The organism is Mesorhizobium sp. M0029 (assembly GCF_040323735.1).
GTDB lineage: Bacteria > Pseudomonadota > Alphaproteobacteria > Rhizobiales > Rhizobiaceae > Mesorhizobium.
On record NZ_JAMYVF010000003.1, the window covers coordinates 338,372 to 358,314 of the forward strand.

Below are 19,943 nucleotides of genomic sequence, written 5' to 3' on the forward strand. Positions count from 1 at the left end.
GGTTCCTCTCCTTATTTTCAAGTGACGCGTCTTGCCGCCCGCAATTCGGGTGCGGACATGGAATCCTTCCAGAGCCAGTAGCGGACCTCGCCCTCGCATCTGAAATTCGCCACCTCGTGGTTCTGCTCGGCGTCGACGGCGTGGATGACCACTCCGGCCAGGAAGCCGGTGTCGAGTTCAGCCAGTTCCTCGACCGCCAGCGCGACCGCATCCGACAAGGATCGGCCAAGCTTCATGGCCAGCACGACGGTCCGTGCGGTGGCGCAGCGCATCGTCATCTCGCCGGTATGGGTGCACGCCGCCGCGCCATAGCGGCTGTCGGCGTAAAAGCCTGCGCCGGGAATGGGAGAATCGCCGAGCCGGCCCGGATATTTCCAGGCCCAGCCCGAGGTCGAAGTCGCGGCATGGATGCCGCGCCGCGCATCCGCCGACAGGAAGACGGTGGTGTCGCGGACGCGCTCGGGATCGGTGATAGTACGGCTGAGCGGCGCCAGATCGATATTGGGGAATTTCGCCAGCTGTTGCGGTGTGAGTTCCTGTTGCAGCCGCTCCCACCAGACGCGCCTGGAGTCCTCGAACAAGACTTTGTCTTCGGCAAAGCCGATTTCGCTGGCAAAGCGCTGCGCCCCTTCGCCGGTCAGTATCACATGCGGCAGGCGCTTCATCACCTGGTGCGCCAGGGCAGCGACCGCCAAGGTCCTTGGCACAGCGCCGACTGAACCGACCTCTCTTGTATTGCCATCCATGACGCCGGCGTCGAACTCCATCTCGCCCAGCATGTTCGGCCAGCCGCCATAGCCGACGCTTCGAACCTTGACCTCTTTCTCCACCATGCCGATGCCGGCAACCATCGCGTCCAGGCTGACGGCGCCATCGCGCAGCATTTGCACCGAGGTTTCGAATCCCGGCCATGCTTCGTTGTTGGCTAACAGCAGCATTCCTAGTCCTTGCGCATCTTGGAGAGAAACTGCGCAACCCGCGGCTGCGCCCGGCCGCCGTCCGCGGCGAAGAAACGATCCGTTGGCAGATCGACCACCAGCCTGCCCTTGTCGAGGAAGACGATGCGGTTGGAAATCTCGCGCGCGAATTCGATCTCGTGGGTGACGAACAGCATCGTCGTGCCTTGCGCGGCGAGCTTTGCCAGGATGGCCAGCACCTCGGAAGTCATTTCCGGGTCGAGCGCGCTGGTCACTTCATCGAGCAGCAGATAGCGCGGCTGCATGGCGAGCGCCCGGCAGATGCCGACACGCTGGCGCTGCCCGCCCGACAACTGCGCCGGGTAGGCGTTGGCCCGATCGGCGAGGCCGACGGACTCGAGCAGCTTGCGCGCCAGCGCCTCGGCCTCAGGGCGCGGCATCTTCAGCACCTCGATCGGGGCGAGCGTAATGTTCTGAAGCGCGCTCATATGCGGATAGAGGTTGAACAGCTGGAAGACGGTGCTTGAGCGCTTGCGCGCCTCGGCCAGCTCCTTCGGCTTGCTGACATCGAAATCGTCGACCGTGATGCGGCCCGACTTCAGCTTTTCGAGGCCGTTGATGCAACGGATCAGTGTCGACTTGCCGGACCCCGACGACCCGAGGATCGAGACCACTTCGCCGGGCGCGATCGTCAGGTCGACGCCGTCCAGCACAGTGACCTCGCCGAACGCTTTGTGCACGTTTTCGATCTTGAGCATGTTAAAGCCCCCGCCAGGCGCTGTGCGCCCGCAGGCGGTTTTCAAGACGCTCGCCAAGCAGGGCGACCAGCTTTGCCGCGCCATAGTAGAGCAGCCCGACGACGGTCCAGACCGCGAACGGCTTCAAGGTTCGCATGTTGAGGATGTGGCCAATCTTGGTCAGGTCGACGACGCCGATGACAGAAATCAGCGACGTCACCTGAAGCTGGTTGACCAGCAGCGCGACGAGCGGGCCGACCGCGAAGGCGGCAGCCTGGGGCGAAACGATATGGCGCAGGACCTGCCACCGGGTCAGGCCGAAGACACGCGCGGCCTCGACCTGCTCGCGTTCGATCGACTCGATCGCCGAGACCGCGATGACATAGACGAATGCCGCGGTGTTCGCCGACAGAGTGATGGTCGCTGCGGTGACCGGCGTCACCCTTATATGCAACAGCGCCGGCAGGCCGAAGAACACCAGGAACAGCTGCACCAACACCGGCGAGTTCTTCAACAGCTCCGACAGGAAGGTGACGACCTGGGCCAGAACCGGCACACGGTAGAACCGCACCAACGCCCAGCTCAGGCCAATCAGCAGTCCGATCAGAGAGGTGACGAGAAACAGCGCGACGTTGGTGCCGAGACCTTGCGCCAGCAGGATCAGGTCGTAGGAGGTGAAATCGCTGAACCGCATCAGCCGACCGCCTCCATCATGTCCCGATTGAGATGGCGGTGGAGCAGGGTGACGCCCAGCGAAACCAGATAAGTCAGGGCCGCATAGGCACAGAGCAGCACCACATAGACCTCGAAGGGCCGATAGGTCTGCGAGACCACGATCTGGGCTGAGCCGGTGAGCTCGTTGAGCGTGATGGTCGAGAGGATCGAGGACGTAAGGATCATGTTGATGAGCACGGATCCGAGCGGTCGCACGGAGGTGCGCAGCGCAATCGGCAGCACGATGCGGGTAAAGACCTTGCGCCTGGACAGGCCGCTCACTTCAGCGGCGTCGATGATGCCCTGGTCGATGGCGAGGATGCCGGCTCGAATGATGTCGGAGGCATAGGCGCCGCCGGCAATGGAAAGCGCCACGACGCCGGTGGTGAAGGCGTCGATGTAAATGCCGAGCTCGGGCAGGCCGTAATAGAAGAAGAACAGCTGGACGATGAACGGCACATTGCGGAAGAGATCGACGTAGACGAAGGCGATCCGTCGAAGCAGTGCCGAGGCGGAGGTGCGTGCGATCGCCACCAACGCGCCCATGACGACGCTTCCCACCAGCGACAGCGCGCAAGCCGCCGCCGTAAGTTCGGCGCCGCGCGCCAGAAAACCCAGATGCGGGAGCAGAATGGACAGATCGAAATGCACCGGCGGTCCCCAGTGAAACCGGTTTCACTCTTTTGGCTTTCGCCTCGTCTGTCAAGATGCAGGGTCTGGTTGCCGCCTGTGGCTTGCATTCGTTGCGATGATTCCGGTTCGCCTCATGAGCGCTATGTCTCAAGCGCCGGCAATTCGCCGCCGGCTTTCAGCTCGAGGACGCCGCCTATGCCAGCCGCGCGTCGCCGCAATCCCTCGGCCATGGCGGCTGGGGGCGGCGCCCTCGATTTTGCCGATCCCGGCGCCGGTGTCGGATTCGGCTACGTCACCAACCGCATGCTGGGTTTCGACGACGTCGATCCACGCCGCAAGGTGTTGATTGATGCCGTTTACGACGCGCTCTGACGTTGGGAGCCGTTATGCGCGGATGTTCCACATGGCGTCCGGCACAACCACCAGCTTGCCGACGAAGTCCTTGGCAACAAAGTCTGCCTGCGCCTTGTGAAAATCGGAGAGCCTGTAGACGCCGCCGACCAGCGGCCGGATTTTCTTCGCTTCGATGTATCCAATGATGCGGCGGAAGTCGGCGCGCGTGCCCTGGCTCGATCCGTGCAGTTGCAGCTGCTTGAGATACATGGTCCTGAGATCGAGCTGCACGACCGGGCCGGCGATGGCGCCGGCGGTGGTGTAGCGGCCTTCAGGTCGCAGGATGCGCAGCAGGTCGTTGAAGATCGCGCCGCCGACGAGATCAGCGACCACATCGATCGGCTGGTCGCCAGTGGCTTCATTCACGGCGGCGGGAAGATCGGCAACCCCACGGGTAATGACCGCTTCGGCGCCGATGTCGCGCACCGCCTGCTCCTTGCCCTTGCCGACGACCGCATAGGGAATGGCGCCGCGCGCCCGCGCCAGCTGCACGATGCCGGAACCGACGCCGCCTGAGGCGCCGGTGACCAGCACGCGTTCGCCGGCTTTCAGCCCGGCGCGCTCCAGCATCTGTTCGCCGGTGAGGTAGGCGCAGCAGAAGGTGGCGAGTTCGACGTCGCTCATGTCAGTATCGACGAAATGCGCATTCTCGCCCGGCACCGTCTGGTACTCGGCGTACCCGCCGTCGCGACCGTGGCCCATATAGTCAATGTCGGCGAGGGAATCGTCGTCGCGGTTGTAGATCGAAAAATCGACCATTACCCGTTCGCCGATACGGCCCGGGGAAACGCCTTCGCCGACGGCAGCGATGGTGCCGACCGTGTCGGTGCCCTGGATGCGCGGGAAGGTAAGCGTGTTGCCTTGCCGCCGCCACGTCGACACGGCGGCAGCGTCCTCCTCCGTGCCATAGGCGCCCTGGCGTACCCAGACATCGGTGTTGTTCATACCGCAAGCGCTGACCCTGACCAGCACCTCGCCGGCGGCAGGCACAGGCACTTTCACCTCGCTGCGATAGACGAGCTTTTCCGGTCCGCCATGCCCGGTGAGCAGCACGGCGGCCATGGTGGCGGGGAGGGTCTTGGTCATGGCATTCATGGGTCGATCTCAGAGATTGGAAAACACGCTGTTGACGGCATCGGCGGTTTTCGAAACGACGATGTCGGCTTCCTCACGCGTCAGGCAGAGCGGCGGCGCGAAGCCTAGTATGTCGCCCTGCGGCATGGCGCGGCCGATGACGCCGCTGGCGGCAAGTGCTGTCGCCACTTGCGGCCCGATCTTGAGCGAGGCGTCGAAGAACACCCGGTCGTCCTTGTCGGCGACAAATTCGACCGCCGCCAGCATGCCATCGCCGCGCACGTCGCCGACGTGTCTGTGCCCGCCGACAGCCTTGGTCAGTTCGGCGCGGAAATAAGCGCCGGTCTCACCGGCGTTCGTCACCAGGTTCAGTTCGTCGATCAGTTCGAGATTGGCGACACCTGCGGCGACGCAGATCGGATGCGCGGCATAGGTCCAGCCATGGCCGAGCGAACCGAGCTTGTCGGAGCCCTGCACCAGCACCTGCCACATCTTGTCGGCAACGATGACGCCCGACAGCGGCGCGTAGGCCGAGGTCAGCCCCTTGGCGATGGTGATGAGGTCTGGCTTGATGCCGTAATGGTCGGAGCCGAACATGGTACCCAGACGGCCGAAGCCCGTCACCACCTCGTCGGCGACCAGCAGCACGTCATACTTCTTCAGCACCGCCTGGATCTTCTCCCAGTAGCCGGCCGGCGGCGGCACGATGCCGCCAGTACCGAGGATCGGCTCGCCGATGAAGGCGGCGACGGTTTCGGGACCTTCGGCCAGGATCATCTCTTCCAGTCTGTCGGCGCAATGCTGCGAGAACTGCTCCTCGCTCATCGAGCGGTCGGCGCGGCGGAAATAGTAGGGCGCTTCGGTGTGCAGGACCGGCGCGCGCGGCAGGTCGAAGGCGTTGTGGAACAGGTCGAGCCCGGTCAGTGATCCCGTCATCACGCCCGAACCGTGATAGCCGCGCCAGCGCGAGATGATCTTCTTCTTCTCCGGCCGCCCAAGCACGTTGTTGTAGTACCAGATCAGCTTGATGTTGGTCTCGTTGGCATCCGAACCCGAGAGGCCGAAATAGACCCTCGACATGCCCTTCGGCGCGCGGTCGATGATCATCTTGGCCAGTGTGATCGAAGCCTCGGTGCCGTGGCCGACATAGGCGTGGTAATAGGCGAGGTTCTTCGCCTGGGTGGCGATGGCATCCGCGATCTTTTGGCGGCCATAGCCGACATTGACGCAATAGAGACCGGCAAAGGCATCGATGCTCTTCTTGCCATTGTTGTCCCAGACGGTGACGCCTTCACCGCCGGCCATGATGCGGGTCGGGCTCTCGCCCCGCGCATGCGTGCCCATATGGGTCGAAGGATGGAAGAAATGGTCGCGATCCCAGGCGTTGAGTTCGTTGGACTGGTCGAGCATTTTTTGACTCCTTGAGAGATGGCCGGACGGACTATGTGACGTCCAGACAGAGGTACTTCAGATCGGTGAAAGCTTCGAGCCCGTGGCGCGAGCCTTCGCGGCCGATGCCGGATTGCTTGACGCCGCCGAAGGGGATCGGCGCTCCGGTGATCTTGACGCGGTTGATGGCGACCATGCCGTAGTCGAGCGCGCGGCCCATACGTTGCTGGCGGGCGCCATTCTCGGTAACGACATAGGCGACGAGGCCATATTCTGTGGCGTTGGCACGGGCGATCACCTCGTCCTCACTGTCGAACGGCGTGACTGCGGCGACCGGCCCAAAGGTCTCCTCGCGCATGATCAGCGCTTCGTCGCTGACATCGGCCAGCAACGTCGGCTGGTAGAACAGCGGCCCGGCCTGATGCCGCTTGCCGCCGGTGAGGCAGCGCGCGCCATGGGCGACGGCATCGGCGACCTGTTCCTCGACCTTGGTCACGGCGCGCTCATGCATCAGCGGTCCGATATCGATCTTTTCGACAAGCCCATTGCCGGTCCGCAGCGCCTCGATGCGCTCGGCAAAGGCGGCGCAGAAGCGATCGTAGATCGGGCGCTGGACATAGATGCGGTTGGCGGCAAGGCAGTCCTGGCCTGACGTTGCAAACTTGGCATCGATGGCAATGCTCACTGCGTTGTCGACATCGGCGTCGGCAAAGACGATCAGCGGCGCATGGCCGCCAAGCTCCATCACCAGCCGCTTCATCGTCGGAGCACACTGTGCGGCGATCAACCGGCCGATCTCCGTCGAGCCGGTAAAACTCATGGCGCGGACGCGCGGGTCTTCGCACATGCGCCCGACGATCGTCGCTGCCTTGCCGGTGATGACGTTGAAGACACCGGCGGGCAGGCCGGCGCGCTCGCCGAGTTCAGCCAGCGCCAGCGCCGACAGCGGCGTCTCCGAGGATGGGTGTGCGACGATGGTGCAGCCGGCGGCGAGTGCGGCGGCCGCCTTGCGGGTCAGCATCGCCGCCGGAAAATTCCAGGGCGTGACGACGCCGACAACGCCGAGCGGCTCGCGCCTCACCATCATCTCGGCATTCGGCAGATGGCTGGTGACGCTCTCGGCGTTGAGGCGCTTTGCCTCTTCGGCATACCATTCGACGAAAGAGGCGGCATAGTCGATTTCGCCGAGCGATTCCTGCAGCGGCTTGCCTTGTTCCAAAGTCATCAGCAGGGCAAGGTCGTCTTTCGCCGCGATGATCAGCTCGAACCATTTTCGCAGAATTCTCGACCGCTCCTGCGGCAGCAGTGACCGCCAAGCCGGGAAGGCACGCGCGGCGGCACCGATTGCCCTTGTCGTTTGCTGCGCATCGAGCGCGGCGACAAACGCGACCGTCGCGCCTGTGGCCGGATCGGTGACTTCAAAGCTTTCGGCCGCTTCGCTCGCGGTCCAATGCCCATCGACATAGGCAAGCTCGCGCAGCAGCCGGCGGTCGGAGAGGCGGTCGAGCGCCTCATGGCGATGCGAGCGGGCAAAATGCGCGGACATGGTCGAGGCCTCCCGGTTCGGACGATGCGGGAAGACTATCCGTCACATGCAGACAGAGAGACTGTTTCGACGCCCTGAAGGAGAGAGACTCTCTCTATTGTGCCGTCCCGACAGACATTCTCTCCGGGCTTATGCCGACGCCGGCAGCAGGTCGGCTATCGGCAGCACGATTTCGTCCTTCACCGTCTTGGTGACGATGTAGGTGAAGTAGCGGTCGATGCCGATCTCGCGCTCCAGCAGGTCGTCGACCAGCCGCTGATAGGCGTCGATGTCGCGCGTCATCACCTTGACCACATAGTCGACGCCGCCGCCCACCGACCAGCAGGCGACGATTTCGGGGATGTCGCGGATGACGCGTTCGAAGCGGTCGAAATCGGCCTGGCGATGACTGGCCAGCGTCACCTCCATCAACACGGTGGCGACCGGCGCCACCACGCGCATGGCGATCCTGGCGTGGTAGCCCGAGACGATGCCTGCCTTCTCCAGCTTGCGCAGCCGCATCCAGCACGGCGTCGGCGACAGCCCGACCTGTTCGGCCAGCGCCAGCTTGGTGATGCGCCCGTCGCGCTGGATGGCGTCGAGTATCCTGAGGTCGACCGCGTCGAGTTTCGATGTCATCGGCGTCCGCTTTTTGTCGGCATCACCATGACGGCGCATTATTTCGATTGTCAATTGCACTGATTTCGATCTCTATTAAGTCATGACATCATGGCAACCCGACCCTGCGCTCATCCGCAGGCCAGCCTATCAAACGCTGGCCGACCAGTTCGCCCGCGCCATTCATGACGGGCGGCTGGCCAACGGCGCGCGGCTTCCAACGCATCGAAGGCTGGCAGACGATTTAAAACTGTCGGTGCAGACGGTCAGCCGCGCCTACGAAGAACTGATCCGGCGCGGCCTGATTTCGGGCGAGATCGGCCGTGGCAGCTTTGTCCAGACGCAGCGCCGCGAACCGGAGCCGCCCTATCTGCCGGAGCGCCTCGGCGAGGTCATCGATCTGTCGATCCTGAAGCCGGTCTGCGAGCCGATGCATCTGGAGCGGCTGAAGCAGGCGCTGGGCTGGCTGGCCGAAAACCTGCCATCGAGTTCGGCGCTGTCGTTTCGGCCCAACATGGTGTTTCCGCGCCACCGCGCGGTGGCGGTCGAATGGCTGAAACTGTGCGGGCTTGACGTCTCCGCGCAGAACATCAGCCTGACCAACGGCGCCACTGCTGGGATGACCGTGGCGCTGATGAGCGTGGCGCCGCCGGGCTCGACCGTCGCCACGGAGGCCATCGGCCACCACACGCTTGTGCCGCTGGCGCGCTATCTCGGCTTCAACCTGGAAGGCCTGCCGATCGACGGCAATGGCCTGATCCCGGAGGCGTTGGACGAGGTCTGCCGGCTCACCGACATTCGCGCGGTATTCGTGCAACCGTCGGTGATCAACCCGACGGCGACGCTGATGGACGCTCGGCGGCGCGAAGAGATCGCCGCGGTCGCGCGCAAGCACGACATCGCCATCATCGAGAACGATGTGCTGGGTCCCTTGGTGGAGGACCGGCCGCCGCCTGTCGCGGCCTTTGCACCGGAGCGCACGCTCTACGTCACTTCCTTCACCAAGATCACGGTACCTGGCCTGCGCATCGGCTATCTCGCGGCGCCCGACCGCTATGTCGCCGCCGTTGCCAACCGGCATCTGGTGTCGAACTGGATGGCGACGCCGCTGGTGGCCGAGATCGCCACCAAATGGGTGACCGACGGCACGGCGATGGAACTCGTTCGCTGGCAGCGCGCGGCATTGCGCCGCCGCCAGGACATCGCAGCCGAGGTGCTGGGCGGGGTTGGTTATCGCGCCAGGCGCGACGGGCTGCATGTCTGGCTGCAACTGCCCGCGGACCGTGCCGAGGAAAGCTTCGTCGCCCAGGCCCGCCTGCAAGGCGTGGCGATCGCGCCCGGCACCTCCTTCCGCATCTCGGATGCGCCCTGGCATCCGGCGGTGCGCATCTCGCTCGGCTCGACCACCGAGGGGGAACTGCGCGCCGGCCTCGGCGTTGTCACCAAGTTGCTGCTTGGCGATCCGGAGCATCTGCTGCTCGCAATCTAAGCGGGAATTGCTCTGGAATCATGCAGTGCCGGAAATATTGTCATGATTTTATTTTCCCAATTGACATGATTTGGCGCGTTCCGCATCGTTAAGGGCACAGGCTTCTCCAGCAGGGGAAATTCATTTGTCCTCACCCATCATCAAGGTCGACGCCATTTCGAAGAGCTTCGGCTCGTTCAAGGTACTGGACGGCCTGTCGATGCAGGTCATGCCCGGCGAGAAGCTGGCGCTGATCGGCCCGTCCGGCTCGGGCAAGACGACGATCCTGCGCATCCTGATGACGCTGGAGAAGATCGACGGCGGCCATATCCAGATCGATGGCGAGCAGCTCTACCACATGGAGCGCAACGGCCAGCTGCTGCCCGCCGACGAGCGGCACCTGACCAAGATGCGGCAGAAGATCGGCATGGTCTTCCAGCTGTTCAATCTGTTTCCGCACAAATGCGTCATGGATAACGTGACGCTGGCGCCGATGCTGACCAAGGGCACGCCTCGCGCCGCCGCTGAAAAGCGGGCCATGGAACTGCTCGACATGGTCGGCATGGCCGACAAGGCGAAGTCGATGCCGGCGCAGCTGTCCGGCGGCCAGAAGCAGCGCGTGGCGATTGCCCGTGCGCTGGCATTGTCGCCGAAGATCATGCTGTTCGACGAGGTGACGTCGGCCCTCGATCCGGAGCTGGTCGAGGAGGTGATGAATGTCATGCGCAAGCTCGCCGCAGAGACCGACATGACCATGCTGCTGGTCACCCACGAGATGGGCTTTGCCCACGACTTCGCCGACCGCGTGCTGTTCTTCGACCGCGGCAAGATCGTCGAAGAGGGCAAACCAGACGAGATTTTCCGCCATCCAAAGCAGGAGCGCACGCAAGGCTTCCTGAAGAAGATCATCGCGGCCGGACATCGTGTCTGACCGCTTTGCGGGGCGAAAGACCGCCCCAGACAAAACCAAGAAGACAACAAGGAGTTGGGAACAATGAAGAAACTTGGCATTCTGGCCGGCGTCGCCGGTATCGCACTGACGGCGGTGCTCGCCGCGTCGAGCACCGGTTCGGCCGATGACAGCAAGCTCGAGCAATTGAAGGCGCAGGGCTTTGCCCGCGTCGCGATCGCCAACGAGCCGCCCTATACGGCGGTCGCCGCCGACGGCAAGGTTTCGGGTGCGGCGCCCGACGTGGCGCGCGAGGTCTTCAAGCGTCTCGGTGTTGCCGACATCGTCGCTTCGATCTCCGAATATGGCGCGATGATCCCCGGCCTGCAGGCCGGCCGCTTCGACGTCGTCACCGCCGGCCTGTTCATGAAGCCGGAGCGTTGCGCGGCGGTCGTCTATTCCGAGCCGGTGCTGTGCGACGCCGAGGCGATGCTGGTGAAGAAGGGCAATCCGAAGGGCTTCAAGAGCTACGAGGACGTCGCCAAGGACACGTCAGCCACCATCGGCGCGCCCGGTGGCGGCACCGAGGAGAAGCTGGCGCTCAACGCCGGCGTGCCGCGCGAGCGCGTCATCGTCGTGCCGGACGGCCAGAGCGGCCTGAAGATGCTGCAGGACGGCCGCATCGACGCCTATTCGCTGCCCGTCCTGTCGATCAACGACCTCGTCAAGAAAGCCAACGATCCGAACCTCGAAGTCATCGCCCCGGTGGTCGGCGCCCCGGTCTATTGCGACGGCGCCGCCTTCAAGAAAGGCGATGAGGCCCTGCGCGATGCCTTCGATGTCGAGCTCGCCAAGCTGAAGAAATCCAGCGAGTTCGCCAAGATCATCGAGCCCTACGGCTTCTCGGCCGCAGCCGCGATGTCGACCACGCGGGACAAGCTCTGCGCGGCGAAATAGGGCCGTTTTGCCTTCTCCCCGTTCACGGGGAGAAGGTGGCCCGAAGGGCCGGATGATGGGCGGCGCCAGGTTCTGAGAATTTAGCGCTGCCCCTCATCTGCCTGCCGGCACCTTCTCCCAGTGTACGGGGAGAAGGAGCTAGAACCCAACCGTTGGAACCCGAATGACCCAGTGGTCCGGCTACCTTGGCCTGATATTGCAGGGAGCGCTTGTCACCATCGAGCTGACGCTGATGGGGTCGGTGCTCGCCCTGATCATGGCCTTCCTCGCCGGCATGGGCCGCGTGTCGCGCTTCTTTGCTCTGCGCTGGCTGGCAACCGTCTATATAGAATTCTTCCGCGGCACCTCGATCTTCGTGCAGCTGTTCTTTGCCTATTTCGTGTTGCCGTTGATCGGCCTCGAACTGACCCCGCTGCAGGCGGGTGTGCTGGCGCTGGGCCTCAATGTCGGCGCCTATGCGGCCGAGGTGGTACGCGGCGCCATCCAGTCGGTCGGCCGCGAACAATATGAGGCCTGCATCGCGCTCAACCTCGGCCGCTGGCAAGGCATGCGCCATGTCATCCTGCCGCAGGCGCTGCTGATCATGCTGCCGACCTTCGGCAACAACGCCATCGAGCTGCTCAAGGCGACCTCCGTGGTGTCGCTGATCTCGCTCGCCGATCTCACCTTTCAGGCGCAGGTCGTGCGCTCGCAGACCGGCAACACGCTGGCGCCGTTCACCACCATCCTGATCATCTATTTCGCCCTGGCGCTGATCATCTCCTGGGGCGTGCGTTCATTGGAACGCCGCATGGCGCGCGGCCTCGACGGGGTGCGCGTCTGATGGATTGGGACTGGAACTTCGTCTGGGAGATCCTGCCGACGCTGATCCAGGGCGTGAAGATCACCATCCTGGCAACGCTGCTCGGCTCCGTGCTGGCCGCTGTCGTGGGTCTGGGCATCGCGCTGGCGCGACGCTCGCCCAACAAGGTCCTGTCGCGCACCGTTGGTTGGGCGGCCGAATTCATCCGCGGCACGCCACTTCTGGTGCAACTTTATTTCATCTTCTATGTCCTGCCGGATTTCGGCATCCTGTTGCCGCCGCTGGTCGCCGGCGTCATCGGGCTCGGCCTGCACTACGGCACCTACACGGCGGAAGTCTATCGCGCCGGCATCGACAACGTGCCGCGCGGCCAGTGGGAGGCGGCCAAGGCCTGCAATCTGAGCGCCACGCAGACCTGGACCAACATCATCATTCCGCAAGCGATCCCACCGATGATCCCGGCGCTGGCCAATTATTTCATCGCCATGTTCAAGGAGACACCGCTGCTATCGGCAATCACCGTGCTGGAGCTGATGAACCAGGCAAAGAGCGTCGCCAACACCTACTACCGCTACATCGAACCGATCACGCTGGTCGGCGCTTTCTTTCTCGTCATCAGCCTCTTCTCGGTCGTGCTGCTGCGCTGGCTGGAACATCGCTACGGCAAGATCGAAAGGTAATTCTGAGATGAAACCGCTGCCCGAGATCAGGCTGATGCCGACAAGGCCGGCGCTCGATGCGCGCCCGCTGGAAAAGCGCGTCGGCCTGATCATCCTTGCCACCGACCACACCAGCGAACCGGATTTCCGCCGCATGGTGGCGAGCGAGCGGGTCGGCGTCTATGTCGCGCGCATTCCCTACAAGAATCCGACGACGCCGGAAAACCTTCGCAAGATGCAGCCGAAGCTGGCGGCGGGCGCCGCGCTGATCCTGCCAGACGAGCCGCTCGACGCGATCTGCTACTCCTGCACCTCGGCCTCGGTGGTGATTGGCGACGCTGAAATCGAGGCCGCGATCCAGTCTGCCAAGCCGGGTGTTCCCGTCGTCACGCCGCCGATGGCCGGCGTGCGCGGGCTGCAGGCGCTGGGCGCGAAAAAGATCAGCATCCTCACCCCTTACACCGTCGAAACCTCCAGGCCGATGGCGACGTATTTCGGCGAGCGCGGCTTTGAGATCGTCAGCTTCACCTGCCTCGGCTCCGAGGACGATCGCGAGATGGCGCGCATTGCGCCGGCAGCGATCGTCGACCTAGCTCGTGAGGCGACGCATGCGCAGGCCGATGCACTGTTCGTGTCCTGCACCGCATTGCGCGGAGCGCTCGCGGTTCCCGGCATGGAACAGGCGATCGACCGCCCGGTCGTCACCAGCAATCAGGCCAGCGCCTGGAATTGTTTGCGGTTGTGTGGCGACGGGACGTCGCATCCCGAATTTGGCCGTCTGATGACGCTGCCTTTGCCGCGCGATTGACGATCATGACGACGGTCACCCTTAACGATATTCGTGCCGCCCGGGAGCGAATTGCCGGCAAAATCGAACGCACGCCGACAGGGTTATCTCACAGCCTTTCCGAACGACTGGGCATCCCCGTCCACCTCAAGCTTGAACACCGTCAGACCACCGGCAGCTTCAAGCTGCGCGGCGCCTCGAATGCCGTTGCTTCGCTGAGCGCCGAGGAGAAGGCGCGCGGCGTGGTCGCGGCGTCGACCGGCAATCATGGCCGTGCGCTGGCCCATGCCGCGAAGCTCGAAGGCATGCGTGCGGTGATCTGCATGTCGCGACTGGTGCCGGGCAACAAGCTCGACGAAATCCGTCGGCTTGGCGCGGATGTCCGCATCATCGGCAACAGTCAGGACGAGGCGCAGCAGGAGGTCGAGCGGCTGGTGGCGCAAGAGGGGCTGGTGATGTTGCCGCCCTTCGACCATCCCGCCATCGTCGCCGGGCAAGGCACGCTTGGACTGGAGATGATCGAGCAGGTCCCGGATGCCGCTCTCGTCCTGGTGCAGCTCTCCGGTGGTGGACTCGCCTCGGGCATCGCCGCCGCCGTCAAGGGCGTCAGCCCCGGGACAAAAATCATCGGCGTTTCGATGGCGCGCGGCGCGGCGATGAAGGCCAGCCTCGATGCCGGCCGTCCGGTCGAGGTCGAGGAGTTGCCGACGCTGGCGGATTCGCTCGGCGGCGGCATCGGTCTCGACAACCGGCTGACCTTCGCCATGTGCCGCGATCTGCTCGACGACGTCATCCTGCTCAGCGAGGACGAGATCGCCGCCGGCATCCGCCATGCCTATGAACAGGAGCGCGAGATCGTCGAAGGCGCCGGAGCGGTCGGCATCGCTGCGCTACTCGCCGGCAAGGTCAGGGCGACCGGGCCCGTGGTCGTTCTTCTCTCGGGCCGCAATATCGACATGAACACGCATCGCAAGATCGTCTGCGGTGATGCAATCGCGGAGCGCGCGGCATGAAAACTCTCCCACGCCGAATTCCCGCCCACCCCCCTCTGTCCTGCCGGACATCTCCCCCGCAAGGGGGGAGATCGGCAGCTTCGATGCGGTCGCTGTTCTTGCTGCGCTGGAGATTGGCGAAGGCAGGAGTGCAGTCCAATCTCCCCCCTTGCGGGGGAGATGGCCGGCAGGCCAGAGGGGGGTGTGACGGAACACTATCCTTCGCAGTGCGCGCCTTCGCGGAGCGCGTCGCATGAGCCGGATGACGATCCTTACCGAGAAAGAACTGCGCACAATCGTGACGCTCGATCTCGACGCTGTCGCCTGTGTCGAAAACGCTTTCCGCGCGCTCGCCACATTGCCGGTGGCGATGCCGCCGATCCTGCGGTTGGACATTCACGAGCAGCGCGGCGAGGTCGATGTGAAGTCGGCCTATGTGCCTGGAATAGACGGTTTCGCCGTCAAGATAAGCTCCGGCTTTTTCGACAATCCGAAGCTCGGTCTGCCCAGCGGAGGCGGCATGATGGTGCTGCTATCGGCAAGGACCGGTGTGGTCGAGGCGCTGCTGCTGGACAATGGCTATCTCACAGATGTCCGCACCGCTGCTGCCGGTGCCGTCGCGGCGAAGCATCTGTCGCGGCCGGATTCGTCCGTCGCCGCAATCTTCGGCGCCGGCGTGCAAGCCGGGCTGCAACTCGAAGCGCTCATGTTGGTGCGGCCGATCGCCGAGGCACGCATCTGGGCGCGCGATGCCGTAAAGGCGGAGACGGCCGCAGGCGCGCTGCGCGAAAAACTAGGTATTCTCGTGCGCGCCGAGCCGGATGCAGCCAAAGCAACCATCGGCGCCGACATCATCGTCACCACCACGCCGTCGACCGAGCCGCTGATCAAGGCCGGCTTTGTCGTTGCCGGCCAGCACATCACCGCCATGGGCTCCGACGCCGAGCACAAGAACGAGATCGCGCCAACGATCCTGCGCATGGCCGATCTCTATGTCGCCGACAGCGCGAAGCAGACACAGCGTCTCGGCGAACTGCATCATGCCATCGCATCGGGCGTGATGGGCGCCGATGCCGAGGTCACCGAACTCGGCCAGATCATCGCCGGCGAACGGCACGGAAGGCGCTCACCCAGCGACATCACCATCGCCGACCTCACCGGCACCGGTGTGCAGGATACGGCAATCGCCACACTCGCCCGCGACCGGGCGCGGGCGGCCAATGCCGGAACCATTTTTGAAAGCTGATGCTGGCCAAAGCGTGATCCGGAAAAGTGGGAACCGGTTTTTCCCAGAGATCACGCTCAAGCAAGAACGACGAGCTGGGTTCAACAAAGTTGAAAACAGGCTTGAGGCCCAACAAACGAGGACCAAGAACAATGCAACCGAACCTGAAATTCTCGCGCGCCGAATTTGCGGATCGCCTCGCCAAGACGCGCAAAGCCATGGAGGTGAAGGGCGTCGATCTCCTGGTTGTCAGCGACCCATCCAACATGGCCTGGCTGACCGGCTATGATGGCTGGTCGTTCTATGTGCATCAGGCGGTGATCGTGCCACCATCGGGCGAGCCGGTCTGGTACGGCCGCGGCCAGGATGCCAATGGCGCCAAGCGCACCGCCTATCTCTTGCATGACAACATCGTCGGCTATGCCGACCACTACGTGCAGTCGACCGAGCGCCACCCGATGGATTTTTTGGCCAGCGTGCTTAGTGATCGCGGTTGGGGCAAGCTGACCGTCGGCGTCGAGATGGACAATTACTGGTTCTCGGCCGCTGCCTTCGCCGCGTTGCAGAAGCATTTGCCCAACGCCCGCTTCGTCGACGCGACAGCGCTGGTCAACTGGCAGCGCGCCGTGAAGAGTTCAACCGAGATCGACTATATGCGCATGGCGGCTCGGATCGTCGAAGCCATGCACCAGCGCATCGTCGACAAGATCGAAGTCGGCATGCGCAAATGCGATCTGGTCGCCGAGATCTACGATGCCGGCACGCGCGGCGTCGACGGCATCGGCGGCGACTATCCGGCGATCGTGCCGCTGCTGCCGTCGGGCGCCGACGCCTCGGCGCCGCATCTCACCTGGGACGACCAGCCGATGAAGTCGGGCGAGGGCACCTTCTTCGAGATCGCCGGCTGCTACAACCGCTACCATTGCCCGCTGTCGCGCACCGTCTTTCTCGGCAAGCCGACACAGGAATTCCTCGATGCCGAGAAGGCGACACTGGAAGGCATGGAGGCGGGGCTGGCGGCGGCAAAGCCCGGCAATGCCTGTGAGGACATCGCCAACGCCTTTTTCGCCGTGTTGAAGAAATATGGCATCGTCAAGGACAACCGCACCGGCTATTCCATCGGTCTCTCCTATCCGCCGGATTGGGGCGAACGCACCATGAGCCTGCGCCCCGGCGACCGCACCGAACTCAAGCCTGGCATGACCTTCCATTTCATGACCGGTCTCTGGCTGGAGACCATGGGACTGGAAATCACCGAATCCATCCTGATCACCGAAACCGGTGTAGAGTGCCTCGCCAATGTACCGCGCAAACTGGTGGTGAAGAATTGAGCCCGATGCCTAGCCTTCGCCCATCCCCGATCGCCCCGACCGTCGATTTCGACAAGGACGGCGTGCAACATGGTTTCCTGCGCCTGCCCTACAGCCGCAACGACTCGGCGTGGGGCTCGGTGATGATCCCGATCTGCGTCATCCGCAACGGCAAGGGGCCGACTGCCCTGCTCACCGGCGGCAATCATGGCGACGAGTATGAGGGGCCGCTGGCGCTCTACGATCTCGCCCGCACGCTCGATCCCAAACAGGTCAGCGGCACGGTGATCATCGTGCCGGCGATGAACTATCCGGCCTTTCGCGCCGGCACCCGGACATCGCCGATCGACAAGGGCAATATGAACCGCAGCTTTCCCGGCCGTCCCGACGGCACGGTGACGGAAAAGATCGCCGACTATTTCCAGCGCGAATTGCTGCCCCGCGCCGACCTCGTCTTCGACTTCCACTCCGGTGGCAAGACACTGGATTTCGTGCCCTTCTGTGCCGCCCACACGGTGCCCGACAAGGTGCTGGAGCAGAAAGCCTTCGATGCGGTCGCGGCGTTCTCTGCCCCGTTCTCGATGCGCATGATCGAGATCGACTCCGTCGGCATGTACGACACGGCGGCGGAGGAAATGGGCAAGGTCTTCGTCAGCACCGAGCTTGGCGGCGGCGGCACCTCGCGCGCACAGACTGTGCGGATCGCGCGGCGCGGCATCAGCAATGTGCTGCGCCATGCCGGCATTGTTGATGGTGCGGTCGAGAAGGGCAGAACTCAGTGGCTCGACATGCCGTCAGGCGATTGTTTCTCCTTCGCCGAGGAGGACGGCATGATCGAAACCATGGTCGATCTCGGCGAGCCTGTGAAAGAAGGCTCGGTGCTGGCGCGCATCCATTCCACCGGCCGCACCGGCATCGCTCCGCAGGAAATCCGGGCAAAAATGTCCGGCATTCTGGCGGCGCGGCATTTCCCCGGCCTGGTCAAAGCCGGTGACTGCGCCGCCGTCCTGGCCGTTGTGGTTTCATCGTGATTCGCAGAGTACGCCGCGCGAATATCAGTCGGTCTGGATCCAGACCGACTTGGTCTCCAGATACTCGTGCAGATGCTCGATGCCGCCCTCGCGGCCATAACCCGACATCTTCGTGCCGCCGAACGGCACCGCCGGGTCGATGGCATGGTACATGTTGACCCAGACCGAGCCGGCCTTGACGCGGCGCGCAAGCTTGTGCGCGGTGCCCAGATGTGTCGTGAAGATGCCGGCGGCCAGGCCATAGGGCGTCGCATTGGCACGCGCCACCGCTTCGTCGAGCGAGTCGAAGGGCATCGCCGAAATGACCGGGCCGAAAATCTCCTCGCGCGCGATGGTCATCTGGTCCGACACGGCGCCGAAGACCGTCGGCGCAATGAAGTTGCCGCCATCGTAGAGCTCGCCGGTCAGCCGCGAGCCGCCGGCGACCAGTTCGGCGCCTTCGTCGCTGCCGGCCCTGATATAGCCCTCCACCTTGGCTGCCTGCTTGGCATTGATGAGCGGTCCGATTTCCGTCTCTGCCTCGATGCCATGGCCGATCCGCAGTCTGCCGGCGAAATCGGCGAGGCGGCGGACGAACTCGTCATGGATTTCGCGCGCCACGAACAGCCGCGAGCCGGCAATGCAGATCTGGCCCGAATGCACGAACACCGCCATCGCCGCGATCGGAACAGCCTTGTCGATGTCGGCGTCGCGGCAGACGATGATCGGCGACTTGCCGCCGAGCTCCAGTGAAACGCGTTTGAGGTTGGCCACGGCTGCCCGCGCGATGGCCTGGCCGGTCAGCGTCGATCCGGTGAAAACGATCTTGTTGACGTCTGGATGTTCGGCGAGCCGCGCACCGGCTTCGGCCCCGGTGCCGGTGACGACGTTGACGACGCCGTCGGGCACGCCGGCTTCCTGCATCAGTTGCGCGATCAGCAGCGGCGTCAGCGACGCATCCTCGGACGGTTTCAGCACGATGGTGCAGCCTGTCGCCAGCGCCGGCGCGATCTTCCAGATCGAGGCGGCGGTCGGCGCGTTCCAGGGAATGATCGCACCAACGACGCCCACCGGCTCGCGCCGGGTGAAGGTGACGATCTCGCCGGGAATCGAATTGTCGATCGCCTCGCCATGCAGCGCCGTCGCCATGCCGGCATAGAAGCGCAGCATGCCGATGACGCGGCGCCGGTTGGCGAGCGTGCGCGTGATCGGCAGTCCCATATCGAGCGTGTCGGAAACGCTGAGCTCTTCCCAATGCGTCTCGAACAGATCGGCGATCCTGAGCAGCACGCACTGCCGCTCGTAGGGCGAGAATTTGGACCATGGGCCTTCGAAGGCCGCGCGCGCGGCGGCCACCGCCGAGTCGATATCGGCAGCCCCGCCGCGCGGCACTGTCGCCAGCACCTCGCCTGTTGCCGGATTGAGTGCCTGCATGCCCTGGCCGGACTGCGCGGCGACCCACTTGCCGCCAATGAACATCGGTCGGAATTCGCCATGGTACAACGCCGTGGCCTTCGCCTTCGGGTCGAAGTTCAGCGTCATCTCTTCCTCCTCGCAATTCCTTGGCGACTATTACTCCCGCCGCCGACCTCAAACAAGGAAAGCTAAAGGGCGCTCAGAAACCAGGTTGTGCGGGTGACTTCCGATCGCGCCAGCAACAAGAAACAGACAGCCGCTAGAGCATGGTCCCGAAAAGTGGAAACCGGCTTTCGGAAAAGATTGTGCTTCGACAAATGGCATCTAGAAAAATCATCGCGAGTTGTCGGAGCGCGTCGCTAAAAGCTCAATGAGGCAAGCCGATCATTGCCCACGGCGACCGTGATGCCGGCATTGCAGACGAGAGC

Annotated in this window: 20 protein-coding genes; 11 read left to right on the forward strand and 9 right to left on the reverse strand. The window is 63.9% G+C overall.

Features of this window, described 5'->3' with window-relative positions; all coding sequences use genetic code 11:
- Positions 1-17: 17 nt before the first annotated feature.
- The 4 genes from NKJ76_RS07645 to NKJ76_RS07660 are packed head-to-tail and all read right to left on the reverse strand — an operon-like array spanning position 18 to position 3,019.
- Positions 18-938 carry an isoaspartyl peptidase/L-asparaginase gene (locus NKJ76_RS07645; protein ID WP_352537114.1) on the reverse strand — a complete coding sequence of 307 codons (921 nt, stop codon included), beginning with the start codon at positions 936-938 and terminating at the stop codon, positions 18-20.
- A 2-nt stretch (positions 939-940) separates the two neighbouring features.
- Positions 941-1,675: an amino acid ABC transporter ATP-binding protein gene (locus NKJ76_RS07650; RefSeq protein ID WP_023692243.1), complete on the reverse strand. Its 735-nt coding sequence runs from the start codon at positions 1,673-1,675 to the stop codon at positions 941-943.
- Position 1,676: 1 nt separating this feature from the next.
- A complete protein-coding gene (locus NKJ76_RS07655; protein WP_023692242.1) occupies positions 1,677-2,348 on the reverse strand; it encodes an amino acid ABC transporter permease in 672 nt (223 codons plus the stop codon).
- A complete protein-coding gene (locus NKJ76_RS07660) occupies positions 2,348-3,019 on the reverse strand; it encodes an amino acid ABC transporter permease (protein WP_023807549.1) in 672 nt (223 codons plus the stop codon). The genes NKJ76_RS07655 and NKJ76_RS07660 overlap by 1 nt, the downstream gene beginning before the upstream one ends.
- 177 nt (positions 3,020-3,196) lie before the next feature.
- Between NKJ76_RS07660 and NKJ76_RS07665 the strand changes: the two genes are divergently transcribed.
- Complete coding sequence (locus tag NKJ76_RS07665) at positions 3,197-3,373, forward strand: hypothetical protein (RefSeq protein ID WP_023692240.1); 177 nt, start codon at positions 3,197-3,199, stop codon at positions 3,371-3,373.
- 12 nt (positions 3,374-3,385) lie between these two features.
- Here the strand turns inward: NKJ76_RS07665 and NKJ76_RS07670 are convergent, their stop codons facing one another.
- From NKJ76_RS07670 to NKJ76_RS07685, 4 genes are all read right to left on the reverse strand, one after another.
- Entirely contained in the window at positions 3,386-4,489 is a 1,104-nt protein-coding gene (locus NKJ76_RS07670) for an alcohol dehydrogenase family protein (protein WP_352537115.1), read from the reverse strand.
- 9 nt (positions 4,490-4,498) lie between these two features.
- Complete coding sequence (locus tag NKJ76_RS07675; RefSeq protein WP_352537116.1) at positions 4,499-5,878, reverse strand: aspartate aminotransferase family protein; 1,380 nt, start codon at positions 5,876-5,878, stop codon at positions 4,499-4,501.
- A 31-nt stretch (positions 5,879-5,909) separates the two neighbouring features.
- Positions 5,910-7,403, reverse strand: a complete 1,494-nt coding sequence (locus NKJ76_RS07680; protein WP_023686965.1) for an NAD-dependent succinate-semialdehyde dehydrogenase — start codon at positions 7,401-7,403, stop codon at positions 5,910-5,912.
- Between the two features lie 129 nt (positions 7,404-7,532).
- Complete coding sequence (locus NKJ76_RS07685; protein ID WP_023686966.1) at positions 7,533-8,021, reverse strand: Lrp/AsnC family transcriptional regulator; 489 nt, start codon at positions 8,019-8,021, stop codon at positions 7,533-7,535.
- 82 nt (positions 8,022-8,103) lie between these two features.
- On the opposite strand from NKJ76_RS07685, the gene ehuR reads away from it, so the two are divergent.
- The 10 genes from ehuR to doeB all read left to right on the forward strand — a co-directional run bounded on the left by ehuR (position 8,104) and on the right by doeB (position 18,120).
- Entirely contained in the window at positions 8,104-9,489 is a 1,386-nt protein-coding gene (gene ehuR, locus NKJ76_RS07690; RefSeq protein ID WP_352537117.1) for a MocR-like ectoine utilization transcription factor EhuR, read from the forward strand.
- Positions 9,490-9,613: 124 nt separating this feature from the next.
- Complete coding sequence (gene ehuA / locus NKJ76_RS07695) at positions 9,614-10,399, forward strand: ectoine/hydroxyectoine ABC transporter ATP-binding protein EhuA (protein ID WP_023682675.1); 786 nt, start codon at positions 9,614-9,616, stop codon at positions 10,397-10,399.
- 63 nt (positions 10,400-10,462) lie between these two features.
- Positions 10,463-11,314, forward strand: coding sequence for an ectoine/hydroxyectoine ABC transporter substrate-binding protein EhuB (gene ehuB, locus NKJ76_RS07700; RefSeq protein WP_352537118.1), 852 nt, complete (start codon positions 10,463-10,465; stop codon positions 11,312-11,314).
- 163 nt (positions 11,315-11,477) lie between these two features.
- Positions 11,478-12,137 carry an ectoine/hydroxyectoine ABC transporter permease subunit EhuC gene (gene ehuC / locus NKJ76_RS07705; RefSeq protein WP_023682673.1) on the forward strand — a complete coding sequence of 220 codons (660 nt, stop codon included), beginning with the start codon at positions 11,478-11,480 and terminating at the stop codon, positions 12,135-12,137.
- Positions 12,137-12,796, forward strand: coding sequence for an ectoine/hydroxyectoine ABC transporter permease subunit EhuD (gene ehuD, locus NKJ76_RS07710; RefSeq protein WP_352498036.1), 660 nt, complete (start codon positions 12,137-12,139; stop codon positions 12,794-12,796). The genes ehuC and ehuD overlap by 1 nt, the downstream gene beginning before the upstream one ends.
- A gap of 7 nt (positions 12,797-12,803) precedes the next feature.
- Entirely contained in the window at positions 12,804-13,583 is a 780-nt protein-coding gene (gene eutA / locus NKJ76_RS07715; protein WP_352537119.1) for an ectoine utilization protein EutA, read from the forward strand.
- A 5-nt stretch (positions 13,584-13,588) separates the two neighbouring features.
- On the forward strand, positions 13,589-14,575 hold the full coding sequence (gene eutB, locus NKJ76_RS07720) for a hydroxyectoine utilization dehydratase EutB (RefSeq protein WP_352537120.1): 987 nt from the start codon (positions 13,589-13,591) through the stop codon (positions 14,573-14,575).
- Positions 14,576-14,807: 232 nt separating this feature from the next.
- Positions 14,808-15,800 (forward strand): cyclodeaminase, encoded by a 993-nt coding sequence (locus NKJ76_RS07725; protein ID WP_352537121.1) that lies wholly within the window; start codon positions 14,808-14,810, stop codon positions 15,798-15,800.
- A gap of 131 nt (positions 15,801-15,931) precedes the next feature.
- Positions 15,932-17,110: an ectoine hydrolase DoeA gene (gene doeA, locus NKJ76_RS07730; RefSeq protein WP_352537122.1), complete on the forward strand. Its 1,179-nt coding sequence runs from the start codon at positions 15,932-15,934 to the stop codon at positions 17,108-17,110.
- A gap of 5 nt (positions 17,111-17,115) precedes the next feature.
- Entirely contained in the window at positions 17,116-18,120 is a 1,005-nt protein-coding gene (doeB, locus tag NKJ76_RS07735; RefSeq protein ID WP_023682666.1) for a N(2)-acetyl-L-2,4-diaminobutanoate deacetylase DoeB, read from the forward strand.
- A gap of 24 nt (positions 18,121-18,144) precedes the next feature.
- Here doeB and NKJ76_RS07740 read toward each other — a convergent pair whose 3' ends face one another.
- On the reverse strand, positions 18,145-19,641 hold the full coding sequence (locus NKJ76_RS07740) for an aldehyde dehydrogenase family protein (protein WP_352537123.1): 1,497 nt from the start codon (positions 19,639-19,641) through the stop codon (positions 18,145-18,147).
- Positions 19,642-19,943: the final 302 nt, after the last annotated feature.